This is a genomic window from Actinomadura livida, assembly GCF_014648675.1.
Taxonomy (GTDB): domain Bacteria; phylum Actinomycetota; class Actinomycetes; order Streptosporangiales; family Streptosporangiaceae; genus Spirillospora; species Spirillospora livida.
This window is the reverse complement of the sequence record NZ_BMRO01000027.1, coordinates 31,285-47,419: the sequence shown is the minus strand read 5'-3', so window position 1 is coordinate 47,419 and position 16,135 is coordinate 31,285. Positions and strand designations below refer to the sequence as shown.

Here is a 16,135-nt window from a genome sequence, read left to right as displayed (position 1 = left end):
TTCCCAAACTCCGTCACCGCTGGTCAGCCCCACCACATGCACCTTCCTTTGACCATCGAAAACTCAGGCGATACAGCCCGAGCGGAGTAGAACTCACACATCAAGAACGGTCAGCGGCCTACCAGCAGGCTGCTCGCGCCACCGCTACGGCCAACTGGCAGATGCGCCACATCCAAGACCCCGTCGTCCGCGCTGACCTAGCCGCCGCGACCTCCGACCTCCTACACGTGACCGCGGCCATCACCGGAAACCAAGAACTCACACATGTCGCCGACTTCTACGACCGTGCAGCCCGCGAGCCTTACGGACGGCAGCCGCGTCCGACCCCCTACGGCAGCACCCTTCGCACCGTTGCTCGAGCACTGGCCTACTCAGGAATCGGCACCCGCCTGAACCACAGTCACCACCCCAGCCTCACCCACGCCCTATCCCAACTCATCGTGCACATCGCCGCTCTGGTCGAAGCCGTCGCGGAACTCCGGCAGACGCAGCGACGTATCGCCCAAGCGACAGCCGCTCGCAAAGCCGCTGAACAGCTCACCAGAATCTGCCGTACAAGCCCCCGCTTTCCGTCTCCGTCCTGGCTGGCGACAAGGACACCCCACACCCCAGACCACAACGCTGCCCGACTCGCAGCAGCCGACTTCCCGGTCCCCCTCAACCAGCAGCTGCCAACCACGCACCAACGCCCCAGGTCCGCCACCCCAGCGCCTGCTTCCACTCGCCGCCGAGGCACGTCGCGCTGACTCCAGCGCGCGACACGCACCACGCTGGGCGACGTGGTCCTGGCGTAATGATCAGCACTGCCGCATACTAACGGAGTGTAAATATCGATAACGCTGAGCAGGCGACGCCGCGAGCGCAACGCTCCGGAAGAACCTGCCAGCGTCTCGCTGCTCAGAACCCCAACCAGGAAGGACGACTCCGTGACCCAGCATCACCCGAACCAGCGACTCAACCTCGCCAAGGAGCCCACGAGTGGCCAACCCAACGCAGAACCCTGGCGGCGCGCCCCGCGATGATCAAGAGACAATCCGGCTCGCCGCCGCCCTGCCGGAACATGTCCGCAACCTGAACCACGCCACCGCCGGCACACCCGGCCTGACTCTCCCCTCCACCGCGTACGCCATCCTCGGCAACCTCGGTGCAGCCACCTTCGGCTTGGACCAGCTCCTCGACCAGCTCGGACGCTTCTTTCTGCGCGAGCTCCAAGCTGGACGCCTGGGCCATGACCACGGCCAAGACATCACTGAAGTCCTGAGCCGCCACGGCCAGTCACTGGCTGATGCGCGACGACATGCTCAAGCCCTCTGCGCAGTCCTCACTGAAGCACAAGCAGAGATCAACGCCGTCCACAGTCACCCCGCCCCGTCCGGGAGCGGCACCCCCGCCCACGACGAGGCGTACGACGGCGACAGAGCCGGCGCGTCACTGGCCGCCGTCGACTTCCCGATCCCCATCACCCATCCCACGCTTCTCGCGCAGCCTCCCGACAGTGACAGACCCTCCGGCGCTCAACCCCGCCGCTCGAACAGCCAGGAGGCCTAAGCATGGAACCGATGACCCGCGAGGAACTCGCCGCTCTCCCCACGACAACCACAATCGAGACCGCCGCCCGCGCCCTCGGCCTCGGCCGGACCCGCGCCTACCAACTGGCCCGCGAGAACCGCTTCCCCTGCAAGGTCATCCGAATCGGCACCAGCTACCGCGTAGTCACGGCCGACCTCCACCGCCTGCTGGCGAAGCAGGACGAAGCCTAATCCACTCCATCGTCAACCCCTCTCGCGGCCTCGCGAGTGGGCGGCCCCACCAGCGCAGCACACCCACTCGGCTTAGCTACACCTGAAGCAGACACAAGCCCAGACGCCGCTGTCACAACCCACAGCTCACCTGTCCCCCCTCTCTGTCAGACTCAGGGGAGACATGGGGACGAACTAGTCTCTTGTGACACAAGTAGGGCGAGACTGGGATCTTTCGAGCGTGACGTTGAGTGTTGCCGATCTCCACGCTGATGATGGTGTGGTGGGCGAGAAGAAGGGTCCTCGGGCCGGCCGACCGAAGCGGCGGGTGTTCAGCCCGGAGTACAAGCTGGCGATCGTGGAGGAGTGGGAGCAGCTGACCGAGCCGGGCGCCCGCGGTGCACTGCTGCGCCGTGAGGGGCTGTATCACTGCCACATCCAGGACTAGAAGCGGCTCCGTGATGCCGGGGCGCTGAACGCCCTGGCGGCCAAGTCCACCGGCCCCAAGCCCCGCAAGAGCGAGGCCGACAAGGCCAATGACAAGCTCGCCGCCGAGAATGCCCGGCTGGCCGACGAACTCGCCAGGACCAAGAAGGCCCTGGCAGTCCTGGGAAAAGCACACGAGCTCTTGGAACTGCTCTCCGAGAGCGCGGACTCCGACACCGAGCCCAGGAAGTGATCCATCCGGCTCAGCAGGAGATGGAATCGCTGGTGGGCATCAAGGCCTCCTGCGAGCTGACCGGAGTGAATCGGGCCTCCCGTTACCGCTGGCGCAACCCCGCGCCGCGGCCGCTGGGGCCGCATCGTCGGCTGGCGCCTCACCCGGCAGCGCTGAGCGAGGCTGAGTAGGAGGCGGTCCTGGCCGTGCTGCGCTCGAACCGGTTCGTCGACAAGTCCCCCACCCAGGTGTGGGCGGTGCTGATCGACGAGGGCACCTACCTGTGCTCGATCTCGAGCATGTACCGGCTGCTGCGCCGGCCCGCGTCAAGCCCGAACTGGTCGCCGACGGCCCGGATCAGGTGTGGTCGTGGGACGTGACCAAGCTGAAGGGACCGTTCAAGGGCGTCTACTACGACCTGCTGGTGATGATCGACATCTTCTCCCGCAAGGTCGTGCACTGGAAGCTGGTGCAGTCGGAGTCCGGCGCGATCGCCGAGGCGTTCATGGCGGAGGCCTTCGCCGCCAACGGCGGGGTCGTGCCCGGCCACGTCCATGCCGACAACGGGCCGTCAATGACCAGCAAGAACATCGCCCAGCTGTTCATCGACCTGGGCATCACCCGCAGCCATTCGCGGCCGCACGTGAGCAACGACAACCCCTACTCTGAGGTCGGCTTCAAGACCCTGAAGTACTGCCCCGCCTTCCCCGACCGGTTCGCCTCGATCGAGGCGGCGACACGGTTCTGTGAGGCGTTCTTCACTTACTACAACAACGAGCACCGGCATTCGGGGATCGGGCTGCACGCCCCGGCCTCGGTCCATGACGGGACCGCAATCAAGATCAGACAACGCCGCTGCGAGGTCCTGGCCACCGCCTACACCGCCAACCCCGAACGGTTCCGCAGCAGGCCCATCCCGCCCAAGCTGCCCGACAAGGCCTGGATCAACGAACCGCCCAAGGACGAGAACACCGAGAACAACAAGGCACAACTCGCAGCATGAGCTGTCTCAACGAGTTTGACAGGCTCCGCGATCTTCGTCAGTCGTACATGGGACACCCAACGGGCCTAATTAGAAATTCTCTACGTACTTAAGGCGCCCGCTACGTGGGGCAGGAGCCGAATTTTCCACACCGGGCGTGCGGCCTGTCCCGGTCGGCCCCACCAAGCAGGATCAATATAGGGAGCAGTGGGCAAAGCCCAAAAGCGTGTAGCCCTACCCAGGATAGATATATGTCGTCATAGCTTCAGACGTTACCCGTAGTCATGCAAGCCAATATGATCAACAACGAATCTAAAAGCCGATCGATCGACTGCAAAATAGATTCGCCCACACTGATCGGGCGACTTGTGATCGTCAACTTTGACGTGTGGCTCTGCACGTAGAGTCACTGAATCAAATGTCATTGGGGGAGGAGTTAGGTTGCCATCGAATAGCGCTATCTCGATTTGACGGTACTCCATGGCGAAGTCAGTGAGCCTTCCACCTATTTCGCCCGACGCAGCGTGATAACGCTCTGCAACCTCCGAGAGTCGACGCATGAAATTAAGCATGCGAGCGGGCTTAGGGTAAGGGTTGTTAGGGAGCATACGTCTGGCTCGATCTGTCAGGTAGAAATGCGGACCTACCAGCTTCTCGATCTCCTTGGCTGCTTCCGCCCAAGTGGTGACCCGATGGATCTCGAGCTTTTTCGATACCTTACTTTCGATTTCCCAAAGGTGGAGCCGAAGTTCTGCAGCCAGGTCTGCGAACGACATTGACCTATCCGGAGTTCCCATCAATTCTGCGTACCCTGCGGGTCTAGCCGATTGATATGGTTGAAGGAATGCCTCCGGATGGGCCACCCAATCCGACCAGACCAGCAAGGCGTCAGGCGGGCTAGTCTTGAGGTCGTGAATTACTTTGGGGCGGTTAGCCTCTGGATTTACTCGAACATCAAGCTTAATCTGGTGTAGGCCAGCCGCAAGTTGCAGTTGGCGCCTCCAGTCATCGGGAAGTCGTCCCGGATCGGGCTTTCCGCCCAAGAGGGCTAGGATTCTTCTCCATTGCTGCGCCCCTGGCTCGGGCTTCGCCTCAAATGTCGGCTTCGCGCCTTGAAAAAAGGTAAATAGATGAGACTCGAGATCTTGAATGCCGTCAAACCACTGATCATCGAGGGAAAGTAGTGAAGTGCTTCCCATGCGAATGCCGTTCTCGATCGCCACGATCTTCCCGGCGCCATATATGATCTGGTTATCTTCAAGTCTGACCGCGATTGCCATCACAATGGAACGAGGGTTCTCGTGCCGAAATGCTTCTGGCTTTGCACCAAGGTTTATTAATTCCTGAACACCTGGATTATTCAGAGGAATTACGATCGATGGTCGTGTCAACAGCGCCATTCGAGCATTCTGAAACTGGTCGTCGCTTATTGCTGCCTTCCTGGCCGCACTGTGCTCAAAGGCGGGAAGCAGGCCCTGCTCGTCCCTAGGCAGGATAAGTGCATTCTCTCCGGGAATGGCTAGTCTTGCCCTCGGCCTGTAGGTGGGTGGCCACTTGCCTGAGGCGCCTCTCGCCGTATTCACATCTTGAACATGGCCTACGAGGTCCGTGAGCGTGTGCACCGGACATTAATCCTGGAGGAGGTATCCGATAGGCAGCCGTATCGCCTTTAGCTCTTCAATTGGCATTCGATCAATGGCGCCGTGCAGCATCGAACGAAGGGTCTCAACGTCGGACGGACTCGAGATTGGTCCTTTGCCGCCCGCCGAGCCCTTTACCTTACTTCCAGCCGCGAGCTGCGATACCAAGTGGACGAACCCCTTCTCGGATTGGCTGGAGATCTCACCCACGGTGCGCTCAGTCGGGTTATCAGCGTGGGTAGGAGTCCTGTCGATCCGGAGACCCTTTATCTCATCATTACCTTCACGCCACTTTTCGACCTCTGCTCGAACTCGCTGAAGAAGGATCCGGCGCCAACGAAGACGCTGTTCGGGAACCTCTCGCAGTACAGCGTGAAATAGTTTAGCCGGTTTATCTCCGGCCAGAGCAGAGTCGAATATGTCTCTTAGCCTTGCATCGTTGCACTCTATTGAGAACTGACGCATCCAGTCTAGTTGCGTCGAGAGGGTGATATGTGAGATAGGGATGAACTTGGATGGTTCTAGCCCAATACGCTCTCGCGCATCACGAAACCTCTCCGGCTCCAGTGGGGCGGGAGTCTCGGGAATTACAATTGCTTTGTCTTCAACTATATCATAGAAGCGCAGCTTACCCGGCGTCCAGTCAATAAAAGCTCGCCAGAGGTCGCTTCTTATTTCTCTTACTGGCTCCGCGTCTGGAAGAGGCTCGCCTGCCAGAGAAAGCGAGTAGTCGCCGGGACGGGCTCGGTCGATGTTTATATAGCCGTACTGCTCGGCTTCGGTCAGGAAATCCCGAAAGCGTCGATAGCCAAGGGCGTTAAGATTAAATCCGTTGTACGTGATGCGTCGGAGCTCGAGCCGCACCTCGCTTGCCGTCGGGGCCCCCTCCGTGCTGCTCAACGAAGTCACAGCACTAACAAGCGCCTGGAATGCTTCAGTCTTCTGTCCTGCGGCCTCGGAGGTCAACACATCACCTATGCCTATGCGTATCACCATTACCACTCTCCATGTTAGCTAGGCGGGGGCCCTCAGAAGAGGGACCCCGCCTAAGCAGCTATGGAAGTAGCGCCGGCGTCAGCTGACGACTGCCCGTGCTTCCCCGCAGGGGCCTGGCTCCTTGCCAGCTCCACCTACTGCGCATCAGTGGACCGGCGGCGCCTAGGCTGGTCAATCGTCCACGTCCGTCTCCTTGATCCTGATGGAAACTCAAGGAAACGAGGCTACAGCACACTCCTCCGTACAGTCTGCGTTGAAGCGTGCGCGTAGTCAAGCTGAGGTGGTGGTCTACGGGCCGCGTGCGGCCGGACCTAGCTTAGGAAAGGCCGCTGCCGCGCCGCTTGCAATGCTCGGGCCGTGGCTGGCCCAGCGCTCGCGCCCGGCTTGGCATGGGGCTGTGATGAAGGGGTCGTGTGAGCTTGAGTAGCCGCCCTCGCGACAGGATGTCAGTCTCCAGTTGGAGTTCGAGACGATCGCCATGCCTGGCTCAGTTCGTTCGGGCTCGGGACGATCGTTGCCGCACCGCTCCGGCACTCGGGCCGTGGCTGGTGCTGTCTTCCGAGTCGGCTTGCCATCGAGGTGACGCGGTGATCAAGCTAACGCCGATGCTGACTTGAGAATCAGTGCCCAGCTAGGCACCGTCCTCCGACGGTCCGCCAGGCCACCGGCTGGTTCCTGCGCCACCCCGCTTGCCTCGACTCGACGACTAACACCACTCGACACGCTATGCGCCGCCTGCCCGCAACTGGACGCCTTGCGCACGCACGTGCGTCACTTCGCCCAGATCATGATGAACCGCGGTGGCCGGCAACTCGAAGCCTGGATGGCCAGCGTGCTCGTCGACGACCTGCCCGAACTGCACTCGTTAGTCACCGGCCTGCGCCGCGACCCGGACGCCGTCACCGCCGGTCTCACCATGCCCTACAGCTCCGGTTCCGTCGAAGGGCACGTCAACCCGCGTCAAACGATCAAGAGGCAGATGTTCGGCCGCGCAGGCTTCGACCGTCTCCGCAAAACGCATCCTGCTGACCGACTGATACCAAGATCAGGGAACGTGTGCCAGAACCGGGATTCGCGCGTCGTTGACAGCGCGAGCCCGGTTGAGTGTTGGCTGATGTGCCGCCCTGTACGACAGAGTCGGCCCGTGGCAGATGTACCGCCCCGGTTTGGGACGTCGCCGGTGTCTTGGGCCGGGTCACGAGGTTGTGAGGGGCTTGTCGGGCAAGATCCGCTCGCTTTGCCGCTGGCCGCGCTGTGCGGTGCTGGGGCGCGGTTCAGATGTGTGCTGGAGGGAGCTGCAGTGTGGTCGGCTGGTGATGGTGCGTGACCCTGGATGTTGTGGGGTCGCGGTCGGGGGCGGGGTCAGATGGGGGTCAAAAGATCTTGAGGCCGGTCTCCTGGGTGGAGATCCGGCCTCTGACCTGGCGTTATGTGTCGGGGTGGCGGGATTTGAACCCACGACCTCTTCGTCCCGAACGAAGCGCGCTGCCAAGCTGCGCTACACCCCGGTGGTGGCTGCCCGGGAGGTGTACGTTCTCCCGGCGCCTAGTACACCTTAGCGGATGCCGGGGGGTGGTGCGTCCCTCATTTTGCGGGCTGTGAAGGTGGTCACGGCGCCGGAGGGGGTGAGGGTGATGTCGGTCAGGGGGGCGTCGGTCAGCCAGGTGCGGAGGTCGGTGGGGGTGCCGGGGGAGCCGAAGATGCCCAGGCGTTGGAGGAGGGTGATCTGGGTGTCGTGGCGGCGGGAGGTGCCGCGGACGAGGGTTGTGCCGTGCAGGGTGCCGCCTGGGCGCAGGACTCGGGTTAGTTCCCGCAGGGCGGCGGCTGGGTCGGTGAGGCAGTGGAGGCCGTTGTAAGTGACGCAGGCGTCGAAGGTGGAGGGCGCGAAGGGGAGGGCGTAGATGTCCGCTTGGAGGAGGGTGTTCGTTTTGCGGCGGGCTCTCCTGAGCATTGTGCGGGAGAGGTCTGCGGCTACGTGGCGGGGGTTGGTGCCTGCTGCTATGCCGCCGCCGCAGGGGATGTCCAGGGTCAGGGCGGTCGGGTCCTGGGCGGCTATCGATCTTCTTAGGTGTTCGATGTCGTAGGACCAGAGGGTGTGGGCTCCCAGGCGGGAGAGCACGGGGTTCTGGACGGCTATGTCGTAGAGGGTCGCGATCCGCGGGTTCACTTGCGGGGGACGAGGGTGAGGAGCGACGCCTCCGGGGGGCAGCAGAAGCGCATGGGGGCCTTCGGGGACGTGCCCAGGCCGGCGGAGACGTGGAGCCAGGAGCCCTGGTGCTTGTGCAGGCCCTTCACGCGGGGACGGTCGATGCCGCAGTTTGTGGCCAGGGCGCCGTAGAAGGGGACGCAGACCTGGCCGCCGTGGGTGTGGCCCGCCAGGAGGAGGTCGTAGCCGTCGGCGGTGAAGCGGTCGAGGTTGCGGGGTTCCGGGGAGTGCATGACGCCCAGGTGGACGTCGGCCTGGGGGTCGACGGGGCCCGCGATCCGGTCGTACTGGTCGCGGTCGATGTGGGAGTCGTCGATGCCGCCGAACTCGACGTCCAGTTCGCCGACCTTGAGGCGGCCGATGCGGTTGTTGAGGTCGAGCCAGCCGGCGGCCTGGAGGGCGGAGCCGAACTCGCGGTAGGGGAGGTCGGGTTCGCGGCGGCTGCGGCCGTAGTCGGACTTGCTCGTCCGCCAGATGTAGCGCAGTGGGTTCTTCAGGACGGGCGAGAACAGGTCGTTGGAGCCGTAGACGAAGACGCCCGGGCGGTCGAGGAGGGGGCCGAGGGCGTCCAGGAAGGGGCCGATGGCGTCGCGGTGGGAGAGGGAGTCGCCGGTGTTGACGACGAGGTCGGGTTCCAGCGCGTCCAGGGAGCGGACCCAGTGGATGAGGCGGGAGCGGCCGGGGGTGAGGTGCGCGTCGGACAGGTGCAGGATCTTCACCGGGGGGCGGCCGGGGGGCAGGACGGGCACGTCGAAGCGGCGCAGGCGGAACCAGTTCCGCTCGATGACCGAGGCGTACCCGAACGTCGCGGCGCCCGCGCCCAGCAGCCCCAGCGGCACGGCGTAGCTCTTTCGCACGGCTCTCCCTTCCCAGGCTCCCATGCTTCCAGACATGGGCACCCCGCGGTAATCCCGATGAGGCTTCCGGTACGGACGGGCATGATGTGACCATGACCCTGAAGGAGAAGCTGGAGACCGATCTCTCGGCCGCGATGAAGTCGCGGGACGAGCTGCGCACGCGCACGTTGCGGATGGCGCTGACGGCGGTGAAGAACGAGGAGGTCGCCGGAAAGCGGTCGCGTCAGCTGTCCGACGACGACGTCGTGAAGGTGCTCGCGCGGGAGGCGAAGAAGCGCCGGGAGGCCGCGACCGCGTTCGGGGACGCGGGGCGCGAGGAGCAGGCGCGGGCGGAGCGGGACGAGGGCGAGGTGCTGGAGCAGTACCTTCCCGCGCAGCTCGCCGACGAGGAGCTGACCGCCCTGGTGGCCGACGCGATCGCCGCGACCGGTGCCGCCGGGCCGCGGGCGATGGGGCAGGTCATGAAGGCCGTGAACCCGAAGGTCGCGGGGCGCGCCGAGGGCGGCCGGGTCGCGGCCGAGGTCCGGCGGCAGCTGGCGGAGTAGGGCTCAGTCGCCGTCCTCGTCGTCGCCGCCCCGGCCGCTGCTCAGGTAGAGGATGACGGTGGTGCCGGGCGGGACCTCGCTGCCGGCTCCGGGTGAGGTGGACACGACCGTCCCCTTGGGCTTGTCGGAGTCGACGGAGCCGGACGCGGCCCTGGCCTGCAGGTCGGCGGCCTTGAGCCGGGCGGTGGCGGCGGCGACGGTCCTGCCTTCCACGTCGGGGACCTCGGTGGTGTCGCCGAAGTCGCGGGACGGGGTCCGGAAGCCCGGGGCGGGTTCGCCGGCGAGGGCCCGCTGCATGGACGACTGCCAGATGCCGCCGGGGATGCCCGCGCCGTACACGCCGTACACCTTGTACTTCCAGGGGTTGCGGAAGTCCCAGTAGGCGGTGGCGGCGGCGAGGTTCGGGGTGAAGCCGGCGAACACGGCGCAGGTGAACTCCTCGCAGGTGCCGGTCTTGCCGGCGGCCGGTCGGCCGATGCTGCGGCCCCGGGCGGTGCCCTGGGCGATGACGCCCTGCAGGATCGAGTTGACCTTGTCGGCGACGTCCTCGTCCAGGACCTGCTTGCACTCGTGCTTGGGCAGCTTCAGCCGCTTGCCCTGGTTGTCGACGACCTCTGTCACCGACACGGGCGGGCAGTACTTGCCGCGGGCGGCGAAGCCGGCGTAGGCGGAGGCGAGGCTCACCATGTCGACGTCGTTCACGCCGAGGACCTGGGACGGGTACGGCAGCAGGGGGTTGCCGTTGCCCTGCTTCATGCCGAACTTCTCGGCCATCTTCACCGCGTTGCAGACGCCGACGCGCTTCTCCAGGGCGGCGTAGAAGGTGTTGACCGAGTGCCAGGTGCCGGTCTTGAGGTTGAAGTTGCCCTTCTCGCTGTCGCCGGCGTTGGAGACGGTCCAGGAGTCGCTCCCGCCGACCATCTTGTTCTTGACCATCTCGCCGTCGAGCATCCCGGTGTAGCGGCACGGCTGGAAGCCGCCGATCGTGATCGTCTGCGGCGAGTTGATCGTCGTGCTGACCGGGATGCCCTGGTCGAGGGCGGCGGCGAGCGTGAAGATCTTGAACGTCGAGCCCGCCGACACGCCGGTGCCGCCGCCGTGGCGGCGGTTCGCCGGGAGGTTGATGGTGGTCTTGCCCTTGCCGGGGCCGAACGGCTTGCTCAGCCCGATCGCCCGGACGTTGCCGGTGCCGGGCTCGACCATCGCCTCGGCGGCGACGCGGTGGCCCTTGGGCGGGATGGTGGAGCGCAGGGTCTTGTCGACGGCGCGCTGGGCCTTCGCGTCGAGCGTGGAGCGGATCGTGTAGCCGCCGCGGTTGAGCTCGTTGACGATGTTCTGCTGCTCGTCCGGCTCCATCTGCCAGTACTTGCCGTCCGACAGGATGTCGAGCATGTCGTACTTCACGTATTCGCAGAAGTACGGCACCTTGCTGACCTGGCAGCCGCCGACGGGGTCGGTGCGGTTCAGCTCGATCGGCTTGGCGGCCTCCTCGTCGGCGGTGGCCTTGGTGATGTGGCCGAGCTGCGCCATCCGGTAGAGGACGATGTCGCGCCGCTTCCGCGCGTCCCGCGGGTTGCGGATCGGGTCGTAGGCGGTCGGGTTCTGGGTGATGCCGGCGAGGAGCGCGGCCTGCCCGAGCTCCAGGTCGGACGCGGGGATGCTGAAATAGCGCTTGGCCGCGGCCTGCACCCCGTACGCGCCCGCGCCGAAGTAGGCGATGTTCAGGTAGCCCTCGAGGATCTCGTCCTTCGACAGGCGCTGCTCGATGTCGAGGGCGTAGCGGAGTTCGCGGACCTTGCGGCCGACGGTGGGCGCGGTGGCCTCGCGGTACTCCTCCTTCGTCCTGGCGGCGTCGACGAGGAGGTTCTTCACGTACTGCTGGGTCAGGGTGGAGCCGCCCTGCGTCGTCTCGGACTCGACGTTGGACGCCAGTGCGCGGAGCGTGCCCTTGAGGTCGAGTGCGCCGTGCTCGTAGAAGCGCGAGTCCTCGATGTCGATGATCGCCTTCTTCATGATCGGGGCGACCTGGTCGAGCCGGACCGACTCGCGGTACTTGTCGAAGAACGTGGCGATCGGCTTGCCGTCCGAGTCGTACACCACGGTCTTCTCGGACGGCGGCGTGGTCTCCAGCTGGCCGTCCATGTCCTCGAAGTTGTTCGCGGCGTCGCGTGCGGTGATGCCGGCGCTCCCGACCGCGGGCAGTGCGATGAACGCGACGAGGACGCCCGCTACGACTCCCGCCCCCAGCAGTCTGAACAGTGTGGAAGCGGCCTTGACCCGGTCCGAATTAGCAACGCGCACGTGGTCTAGGGTACGCGGGACGAGCAGTGCATTCGGGACAGGTCCCCCGGCGTGACCATCTTCTGCCGCCGCTGACCGGGACGTTCGTCCGTTATGCCCTCTGGATGGCAACCTGCGCCGTGTCTGGCGCGTCAACGACAGGTAACTAGTCCGTTCCGGCGGTATGGCCCCGGTGGGCTATATCCAGAATGGGCCCTCCGGGGACTGTTGAAACGTCCCTCGCTTCCGTAAGTTCTTCCCCACGGCTTTCGTTTGGCGGCCTGACGTCCGCGCCCGTCCGGCCAAGGAGCGCAAATCGACACAGACCCTAGGGGAGTGGGGCCAAGATGTGGATCACGGATTGGACCGCCCGCGCCGCCTGCCGTAACGCGGATCCGGACGCCCTGTTCGTGCAGGGAGCGGCGCAGAACCGAGCCAAGCTCATCTGCCGCGGCTGCCCAGTGCGCACGGAGTGTCTCGCCGACGCCCTCGACAACCGGATCGAATTCGGTGTCTGGGGCGGGATGACCGAGCGGGAGCGTCGTGCTCTGCTGCGGCGTCGGCCGGATGTGCGATCGTGGCGCGCGCTGCTGGAGACCGCGAAGGAGGAGTACGAGCGGTCGGTCGACGTCGACGAGGAGGAACTCGTCGCGAGCTGACCCGCCCGCCGAAGCGGCTCACCCGGCAGAGGTTCAAGGACCGACAGGGTCCGAATAAGAAGCGTGGCACGTAGGCCCGCACCGGACACCCCGGCGCGGGCCTACGCCCATGCTCGGCTCGTCAGGAGCTCTTCCGGCCGTGGGCGCCGGGCCGGTCCCGGCGGATCGGGACGAGCCGCCACCAGGTGAGGCAGCGCCACACCCACTCCAGCGGGCCGTAGCGGGCGTGCCGCAGCCACAGGGCGCAGAACGCGAACTCGACGGCGAACACGCACAGGCCCAGCGCCATGGCCGCCGGGTAGTCGGGTGCCCTGCCCAGGTGCAGCACCCGGTCGGCTGCGACGATCAGCACCGTGGCCCCGATGTAGCAGGTCAGCGCCATCCTGCCGACCGGCGCCAGCATGCGCAGCGCGCGTTCGGCGGGCGTGCGCAGCAGCAGGAGGAGGCCCGCCAGGTACGCCGTGGCGGTCACCAGGCCGGCCAGAGCGCCCAGCCATGCTCCGGCGTCCGTCGTGATCTGCAGGGCGTTCAGGACGAGGGCGAGTGCCGCGCCGACGGTGAGCGCGACGGCGAGCCGGGAGGTCGGGAGGCCGAGCAGCCTCCCGGGGCCGTACCGCTGCACGGCGTACCCCAGCAGGAACAGGCCCGGGATGAACGCGATGCTGCCGTTGAGCGCCAGCGCCACCGCCGTGGCGACAGCGCCGAGGGCCAGGAGCCAGCGCCGGGGCAGGTACGACGCGGGCAGCAGCACGATGATGCCGATGACCGCGTACGTCAGCAGGATCTCGCGGGGCTGCAGCAGGCGGTGCGCCGCGCCGAAGAGGATCAGGAAGCCCAGCCGCGCCGCCATGATCGTCCTCGGGTCGCGGGCGGTCCTGGCGGCGGCGTCCAGGAACAGGCCGAAGCTCAGCCCGAACAGGAACGCGAAGATCGGGAAGAAGCGCTGGTTCAGCAGGGTCTCGTGGGCCCAGTACGCCGCGCCGGAGCCGCCCGTCGGCATCCCGGTGATGTCGATCGTGTTCGCGAGCGTGATGCCGAACAGGGCGAACCCGCGCAGGACGTCGATCTCGTCGATGCGCGGTGCGGCGGCCGTGGCGCCCCCGTCCGGGAGCGCGGGGGCTCGTGGCGGCGTCGGCACCATCGACCTCCCTCGCGAAGCCGACCCGGAACCCACCCCATCACGTCCGGCGACCCGCTGGAGCGGCCGCGGGGGTTACGCGGCCGCGGACGGGACGGCGGTCCCGGAGAGGTCCTCGCCCACCCGGCGCAGGCCGTCGAGGTCGTGCACGTCCTCGGCCTGGGCGGGGACGGCGGTGACCGGGACGTTCGGGTGGGTGGACGCGAAGTGGTCGCGGAGGCGGTCCTCGCGGGCGGCCAGCTGCATGCGGTCGGTGTGCAGGCGGAGCAGCGCGGCGGTCAGCGCGTGCTCGCCGCGCTCCTCCAGCGTCTCGGCGGCGGCCTGGCTGCGCGCTGCGGACAGGGCGCCGCCGTCCGCCTCGTGGACGCGGTTGACCACGAGCCCGGCCAGCGGCATCCGCTCCTCGGCGAGGCGTTCCACGAAGTAGGACGCCTCGCGGAGCGCATCGGGCTCCGGGGCGGCGACCACGAGGAACGCGGTGCCGGGCGTCTGCAGCAGCTTGAACGTCTTCTCGGCGCGCTCGCGGAACCCGCCGAACATCGTGTCGAACGCGGCGATGAAGGTCTGCACGTCCCGCAGGAGCTGCACGCCGAGGACCTTGTTGATGACGCCGGTGAACATGCCGAACCCGGCGCTGATGACCTTGACGCCGAACCGGCCGCCGGTCTTGGCGGGGGCGGCGAGGATCTTCATGAAGCGGCCGTCGAGGAAGCGCCCCATGCGCTCGGGGGCGTCCAGGAAGTCCAGGGCGTTCCGGGACGGCGGGGTGTCGACGATGATCAGGTCCCAGGCGCCGGAGCGGTGCAGCTGGCCGAGCTTCTCCATCGCCATGTACTCCTGCGTCCCGGACAGGCTGGACGACAGCGACTGGTAGAAGGGGTTGGCGAGGATCTGCTTGGCCCGGTCGGGGTCGGCGTGCGCCTCGACGATCTCGTCGAAGGTGCGCTTCATGTCGAGCATCATGGCGTGCAGCTCGCCGTCGCCGTCGATCTCGATCTTGCGCGGGCTGTTGTCGAGCTCCGAGAGGCCCATCGACTGGGCGAGGCGGCGGGCGGGGTCCACGGTGAGCACGACGACGTCGCGGCCGCGTTCGGCGGCGCGGACGCCGAGCGCCGCTGCGGTGGTCGTCTTGCCGACGCCGCCGGAGCCGCAGCAGACGATGATCTTGGTGCGCGGGTCGTCGAGCAGCGCGTCGACGTCCAGCGCGGGCGGGGTCTTGCCGGTCGTCATCGGATCCCCTCGATGGTCGTGCGGCCCGGGCTCGGCGGGGCGGGAGTCATGCGGCTCCCTGCTCGCGCAGGGCGGCGGCCAGGTCGTAGAGGCCGGCGAGGTCCATGTCGTCCGGCAGCAGCGGCAGCGTGTAGCGGGGCCGGTCGATCGACTCCAGGCGCTCCTTCTCGCGTCGCTGCAGCGCCGTGCGGAGCGCGTGGTCGGTGGCCTCGGCGGCGAGGATCTCGGCGATCTGCTCGGAGTCGTGCTCCAGGCCGGCGGCCTTCACGCCGCGGACGATCTCGTCGGTGTCGAGGGTGCCCGCCGCGGCGGCGGCGAGGTCGTCCTCGGAGAGCACGGGCGGGTGCTCCATGTTGATGAAGACGCCGCCGACGGGGAGGCCCGCCTCGGTGAGGTCGTGGATCCCGTCCATCGTCTCCTGGACGGGCATCTCCTCAAGGAGTGTGACGAAGTGCACGGCGGTCTCGGGGCTGCGCACGACCTTCATGACGGTGTCGGCGTGGTTGCGGATCGGCCCGACCTTCGCCAGACCCGACACCTCGTGGTTGACGTTCAGGAACTTCGTGATCCGGCCGGTGGGCGGGGCGTCCATGACGACGGCGTCGTAGACGAACGAGCCGTCCTTCTTCTTGCGCCGCACCGACTCGCTGGTCTTGCCGGTGAGGATCACGTCGCGCAGGCCGGGCGCGATGGTGGTGACGAAGTCGATGACGCCGAGCCTGGTCATCGCCTTCCCGGCGCGCTTCAGGCTGTAGAACATCTCGAGGTACTCGATGAGCGCCTCTTCGGTGTCGATGGCGAGCGCGTGCACGTCCCCGCCGTCGGGGGCCACGGCGACGCGCCGCTCCTCGTAGGGCAGCGGCGGGCAGTCGAAGAGCTGGGCGATGCCCTGGCGGCCCTCGACCTCGACGAGCAGGACCCTGCGGCCGCCCGCGGCCAGCGCGAGGGCGAGCGCCGCGGCGACGGTCGTTTTGCCGGTACCGCCCTTGCCGGTGACCACATGAAGGCGTACGCCGTCCCAGTCGGTGTCTCTCGCGCTCACCCGATCGACCATATCGTTCACTCGTCAAACACTTCCGAGTGCGGACGGCCTCATGCAAGTGATCCCTGACACGATGTCGCCCTCCCGCGGAGATCGTCCGGCGAACGTTGTACTTCGGCCTGCCCGCGCGGTTAGCTGGGAAACGTGTACCGACCGTGGCCGG

Annotated in this window: 15 protein-coding genes and 1 tRNA gene; 7 read left to right on the top strand and 9 right to left on the bottom strand. The window is 66.4% G+C overall.

The annotated features are described in order from the left end of the window. The first annotated feature begins 978 nt into the window (after positions 1-978). The 5 genes from IEZ03_RS36465 to IEZ03_RS36450 all read left to right on the top strand — a co-directional run bounded on the left by IEZ03_RS36465 (position 979) and on the right by IEZ03_RS36450 (position 3,400). On the top strand, positions 979-1,548 hold the full coding sequence (locus tag IEZ03_RS36465; RefSeq protein ID WP_184890063.1) for a hypothetical protein: 570 nt from the start codon (positions 979-981) through the stop codon (positions 1,546-1,548). Between the two features lie 2 nt (positions 1,549-1,550). Then, positions 1,551-1,760, top strand: a complete 210-nt coding sequence (locus IEZ03_RS36460) for a helix-turn-helix domain-containing protein (RefSeq protein WP_229808813.1) — start codon at positions 1,551-1,553, stop codon at positions 1,758-1,760. 262 nt (positions 1,761-2,022) lie between these two features. Continuing rightward, positions 2,023-2,187: a hypothetical protein gene (locus IEZ03_RS36455; RefSeq protein WP_221480936.1), complete on the top strand. Its 165-nt coding sequence runs from the start codon at positions 2,023-2,025 to the stop codon at positions 2,185-2,187. Between the two features lie 416 nt (positions 2,188-2,603). Beyond that, a complete protein-coding gene (locus IEZ03_RS38415) occupies positions 2,604-2,777 on the top strand; it encodes a hypothetical protein (RefSeq protein ID WP_229808812.1) in 174 nt (57 codons plus the stop codon). Beyond that, on the top strand, positions 2,774-3,400 hold the full coding sequence (locus tag IEZ03_RS36450; protein ID WP_229808811.1) for a DDE-type integrase/transposase/recombinase: 627 nt from the start codon (positions 2,774-2,776) through the stop codon (positions 3,398-3,400). The genes IEZ03_RS38415 and IEZ03_RS36450 overlap by 4 nt, the downstream gene beginning before the upstream one ends. 251 nt (positions 3,401-3,651) lie before the next feature. On the opposite strand, the gene IEZ03_RS36445 is transcribed toward IEZ03_RS36450, so the two are convergent. From IEZ03_RS36445 to IEZ03_RS36420, 5 genes are all read right to left on the bottom strand, one after another. Beyond that, positions 3,652-4,779 carry a hypothetical protein gene (locus IEZ03_RS36445; protein ID WP_184890062.1) on the bottom strand — a complete coding sequence of 376 codons (1,128 nt, stop codon included), beginning with the start codon at positions 4,777-4,779 and terminating at the stop codon, positions 3,652-3,654. 228 nt (positions 4,780-5,007) lie between these two features. Continuing rightward, complete coding sequence (locus tag IEZ03_RS36440; protein ID WP_184890061.1) at positions 5,008-6,015, bottom strand: Cdc6/Cdc18 family protein; 1,008 nt, start codon at positions 6,013-6,015, stop codon at positions 5,008-5,010. Positions 6,016-7,449: 1,434 nt separating this feature from the next. Next, positions 7,450-7,523 (bottom strand) — tRNA-Pro (locus IEZ03_RS36430). A 47-nt stretch (positions 7,524-7,570) separates the two neighbouring features. After that, positions 7,571-8,182, bottom strand: a complete 612-nt coding sequence (locus tag IEZ03_RS36425) for a class I SAM-dependent methyltransferase (protein ID WP_184890056.1) — start codon at positions 8,180-8,182, stop codon at positions 7,571-7,573. Further along, positions 8,179-9,102, bottom strand: a complete 924-nt coding sequence (locus IEZ03_RS36420; RefSeq protein WP_229808810.1) for a metallophosphoesterase — start codon at positions 9,100-9,102, stop codon at positions 8,179-8,181. The genes IEZ03_RS36425 and IEZ03_RS36420 overlap by 4 nt, the downstream gene beginning before the upstream one ends. Before the next feature lie 68 nt (positions 9,103-9,170). Between IEZ03_RS36420 and IEZ03_RS36415 the strand changes: the two genes are divergently transcribed. Beyond that, complete coding sequence (locus IEZ03_RS36415; RefSeq protein ID WP_184890052.1) at positions 9,171-9,623, top strand: GatB/YqeY domain-containing protein; 453 nt, start codon at positions 9,171-9,173, stop codon at positions 9,621-9,623. Positions 9,624-9,626: 3 nt separating this feature from the next. On the opposite strand, the gene IEZ03_RS36410 is transcribed toward IEZ03_RS36415, so the two are convergent. Further along, positions 9,627-11,924 carry a penicillin-binding protein gene (locus IEZ03_RS36410; protein WP_184890050.1) on the bottom strand — a complete coding sequence of 766 codons (2,298 nt, stop codon included), beginning with the start codon at positions 11,922-11,924 and terminating at the stop codon, positions 9,627-9,629. Positions 11,925-12,250: 326 nt separating this feature from the next. Between IEZ03_RS36410 and IEZ03_RS36405 the strand changes: the two genes are divergently transcribed. Further along, a complete protein-coding gene (locus tag IEZ03_RS36405; protein ID WP_131881865.1) occupies positions 12,251-12,562 on the top strand; it encodes a WhiB family transcriptional regulator in 312 nt (103 codons plus the stop codon). A gap of 121 nt (positions 12,563-12,683) precedes the next feature. Here the strand turns inward: IEZ03_RS36405 and IEZ03_RS36400 are convergent, their stop codons facing one another. From IEZ03_RS36400 to bagA, 3 genes are all read right to left on the bottom strand, one after another. Continuing rightward, positions 12,684-13,703 carry a DUF418 domain-containing protein gene (locus IEZ03_RS36400; RefSeq protein ID WP_184890048.1) on the bottom strand — a complete coding sequence of 340 codons (1,020 nt, stop codon included), beginning with the start codon at positions 13,701-13,703 and terminating at the stop codon, positions 12,684-12,686. Positions 13,704-13,775: 72 nt separating this feature from the next. After that, entirely contained in the window at positions 13,776-14,930 is a 1,155-nt protein-coding gene (bagB, locus tag IEZ03_RS36395; protein WP_184890046.1) for an ATPase BagB, read from the bottom strand. Between the two features lie 46 nt (positions 14,931-14,976). Beyond that, positions 14,977-15,972, bottom strand: a complete 996-nt coding sequence (gene bagA, locus IEZ03_RS36390; protein ID WP_229808809.1) for an ATPase BagA — start codon at positions 15,970-15,972, stop codon at positions 14,977-14,979. Positions 15,973-16,135: the final 163 nt, after the last annotated feature.

Coding starts and splice junctions, on each gene's coding strand:
- IEZ03_RS36460 (WP_229808813.1), top strand. CDS start 1,551: ATGGAACCGATGACCCGCGAGGAACTCGCCGCTCTCCCCACGACAACC.
- IEZ03_RS36445 (WP_184890062.1), bottom strand. CDS start 4,779: ATGGCGCTGTTGACACGACCATCGATCGTAATTCCTCTGAATAATCCA.
- IEZ03_RS36440 (WP_184890061.1), bottom strand. CDS start 6,015: ATGGTGATACGCATAGGCATAGGTGATGTGTTGACCTCCGAGGCCGCA.
- IEZ03_RS36420 (WP_229808810.1), bottom strand. CDS start 9,102: ATGGGAGCCTGGGAAGGGAGAGCCGTGCGAAAGAGCTACGCCGTGCCG.
- IEZ03_RS36415 (WP_184890052.1), top strand. CDS start 9,171: ATGACCCTGAAGGAGAAGCTGGAGACCGATCTCTCGGCCGCGATGAAG.
- IEZ03_RS36405 (WP_131881865.1), top strand. CDS start 12,251: ATGTGGATCACGGATTGGACCGCCCGCGCCGCCTGCCGTAACGCGGAT.
- IEZ03_RS36400 (WP_184890048.1), bottom strand. CDS start 13,703: ATGGTGCCGACGCCGCCACGAGCCCCCGCGCTCCCGGACGGGGGCGCC.
- bagB (WP_184890046.1), bottom strand. CDS start 14,930: ATGACGACCGGCAAGACCCCGCCCGCGCTGGACGTCGACGCGCTGCTC.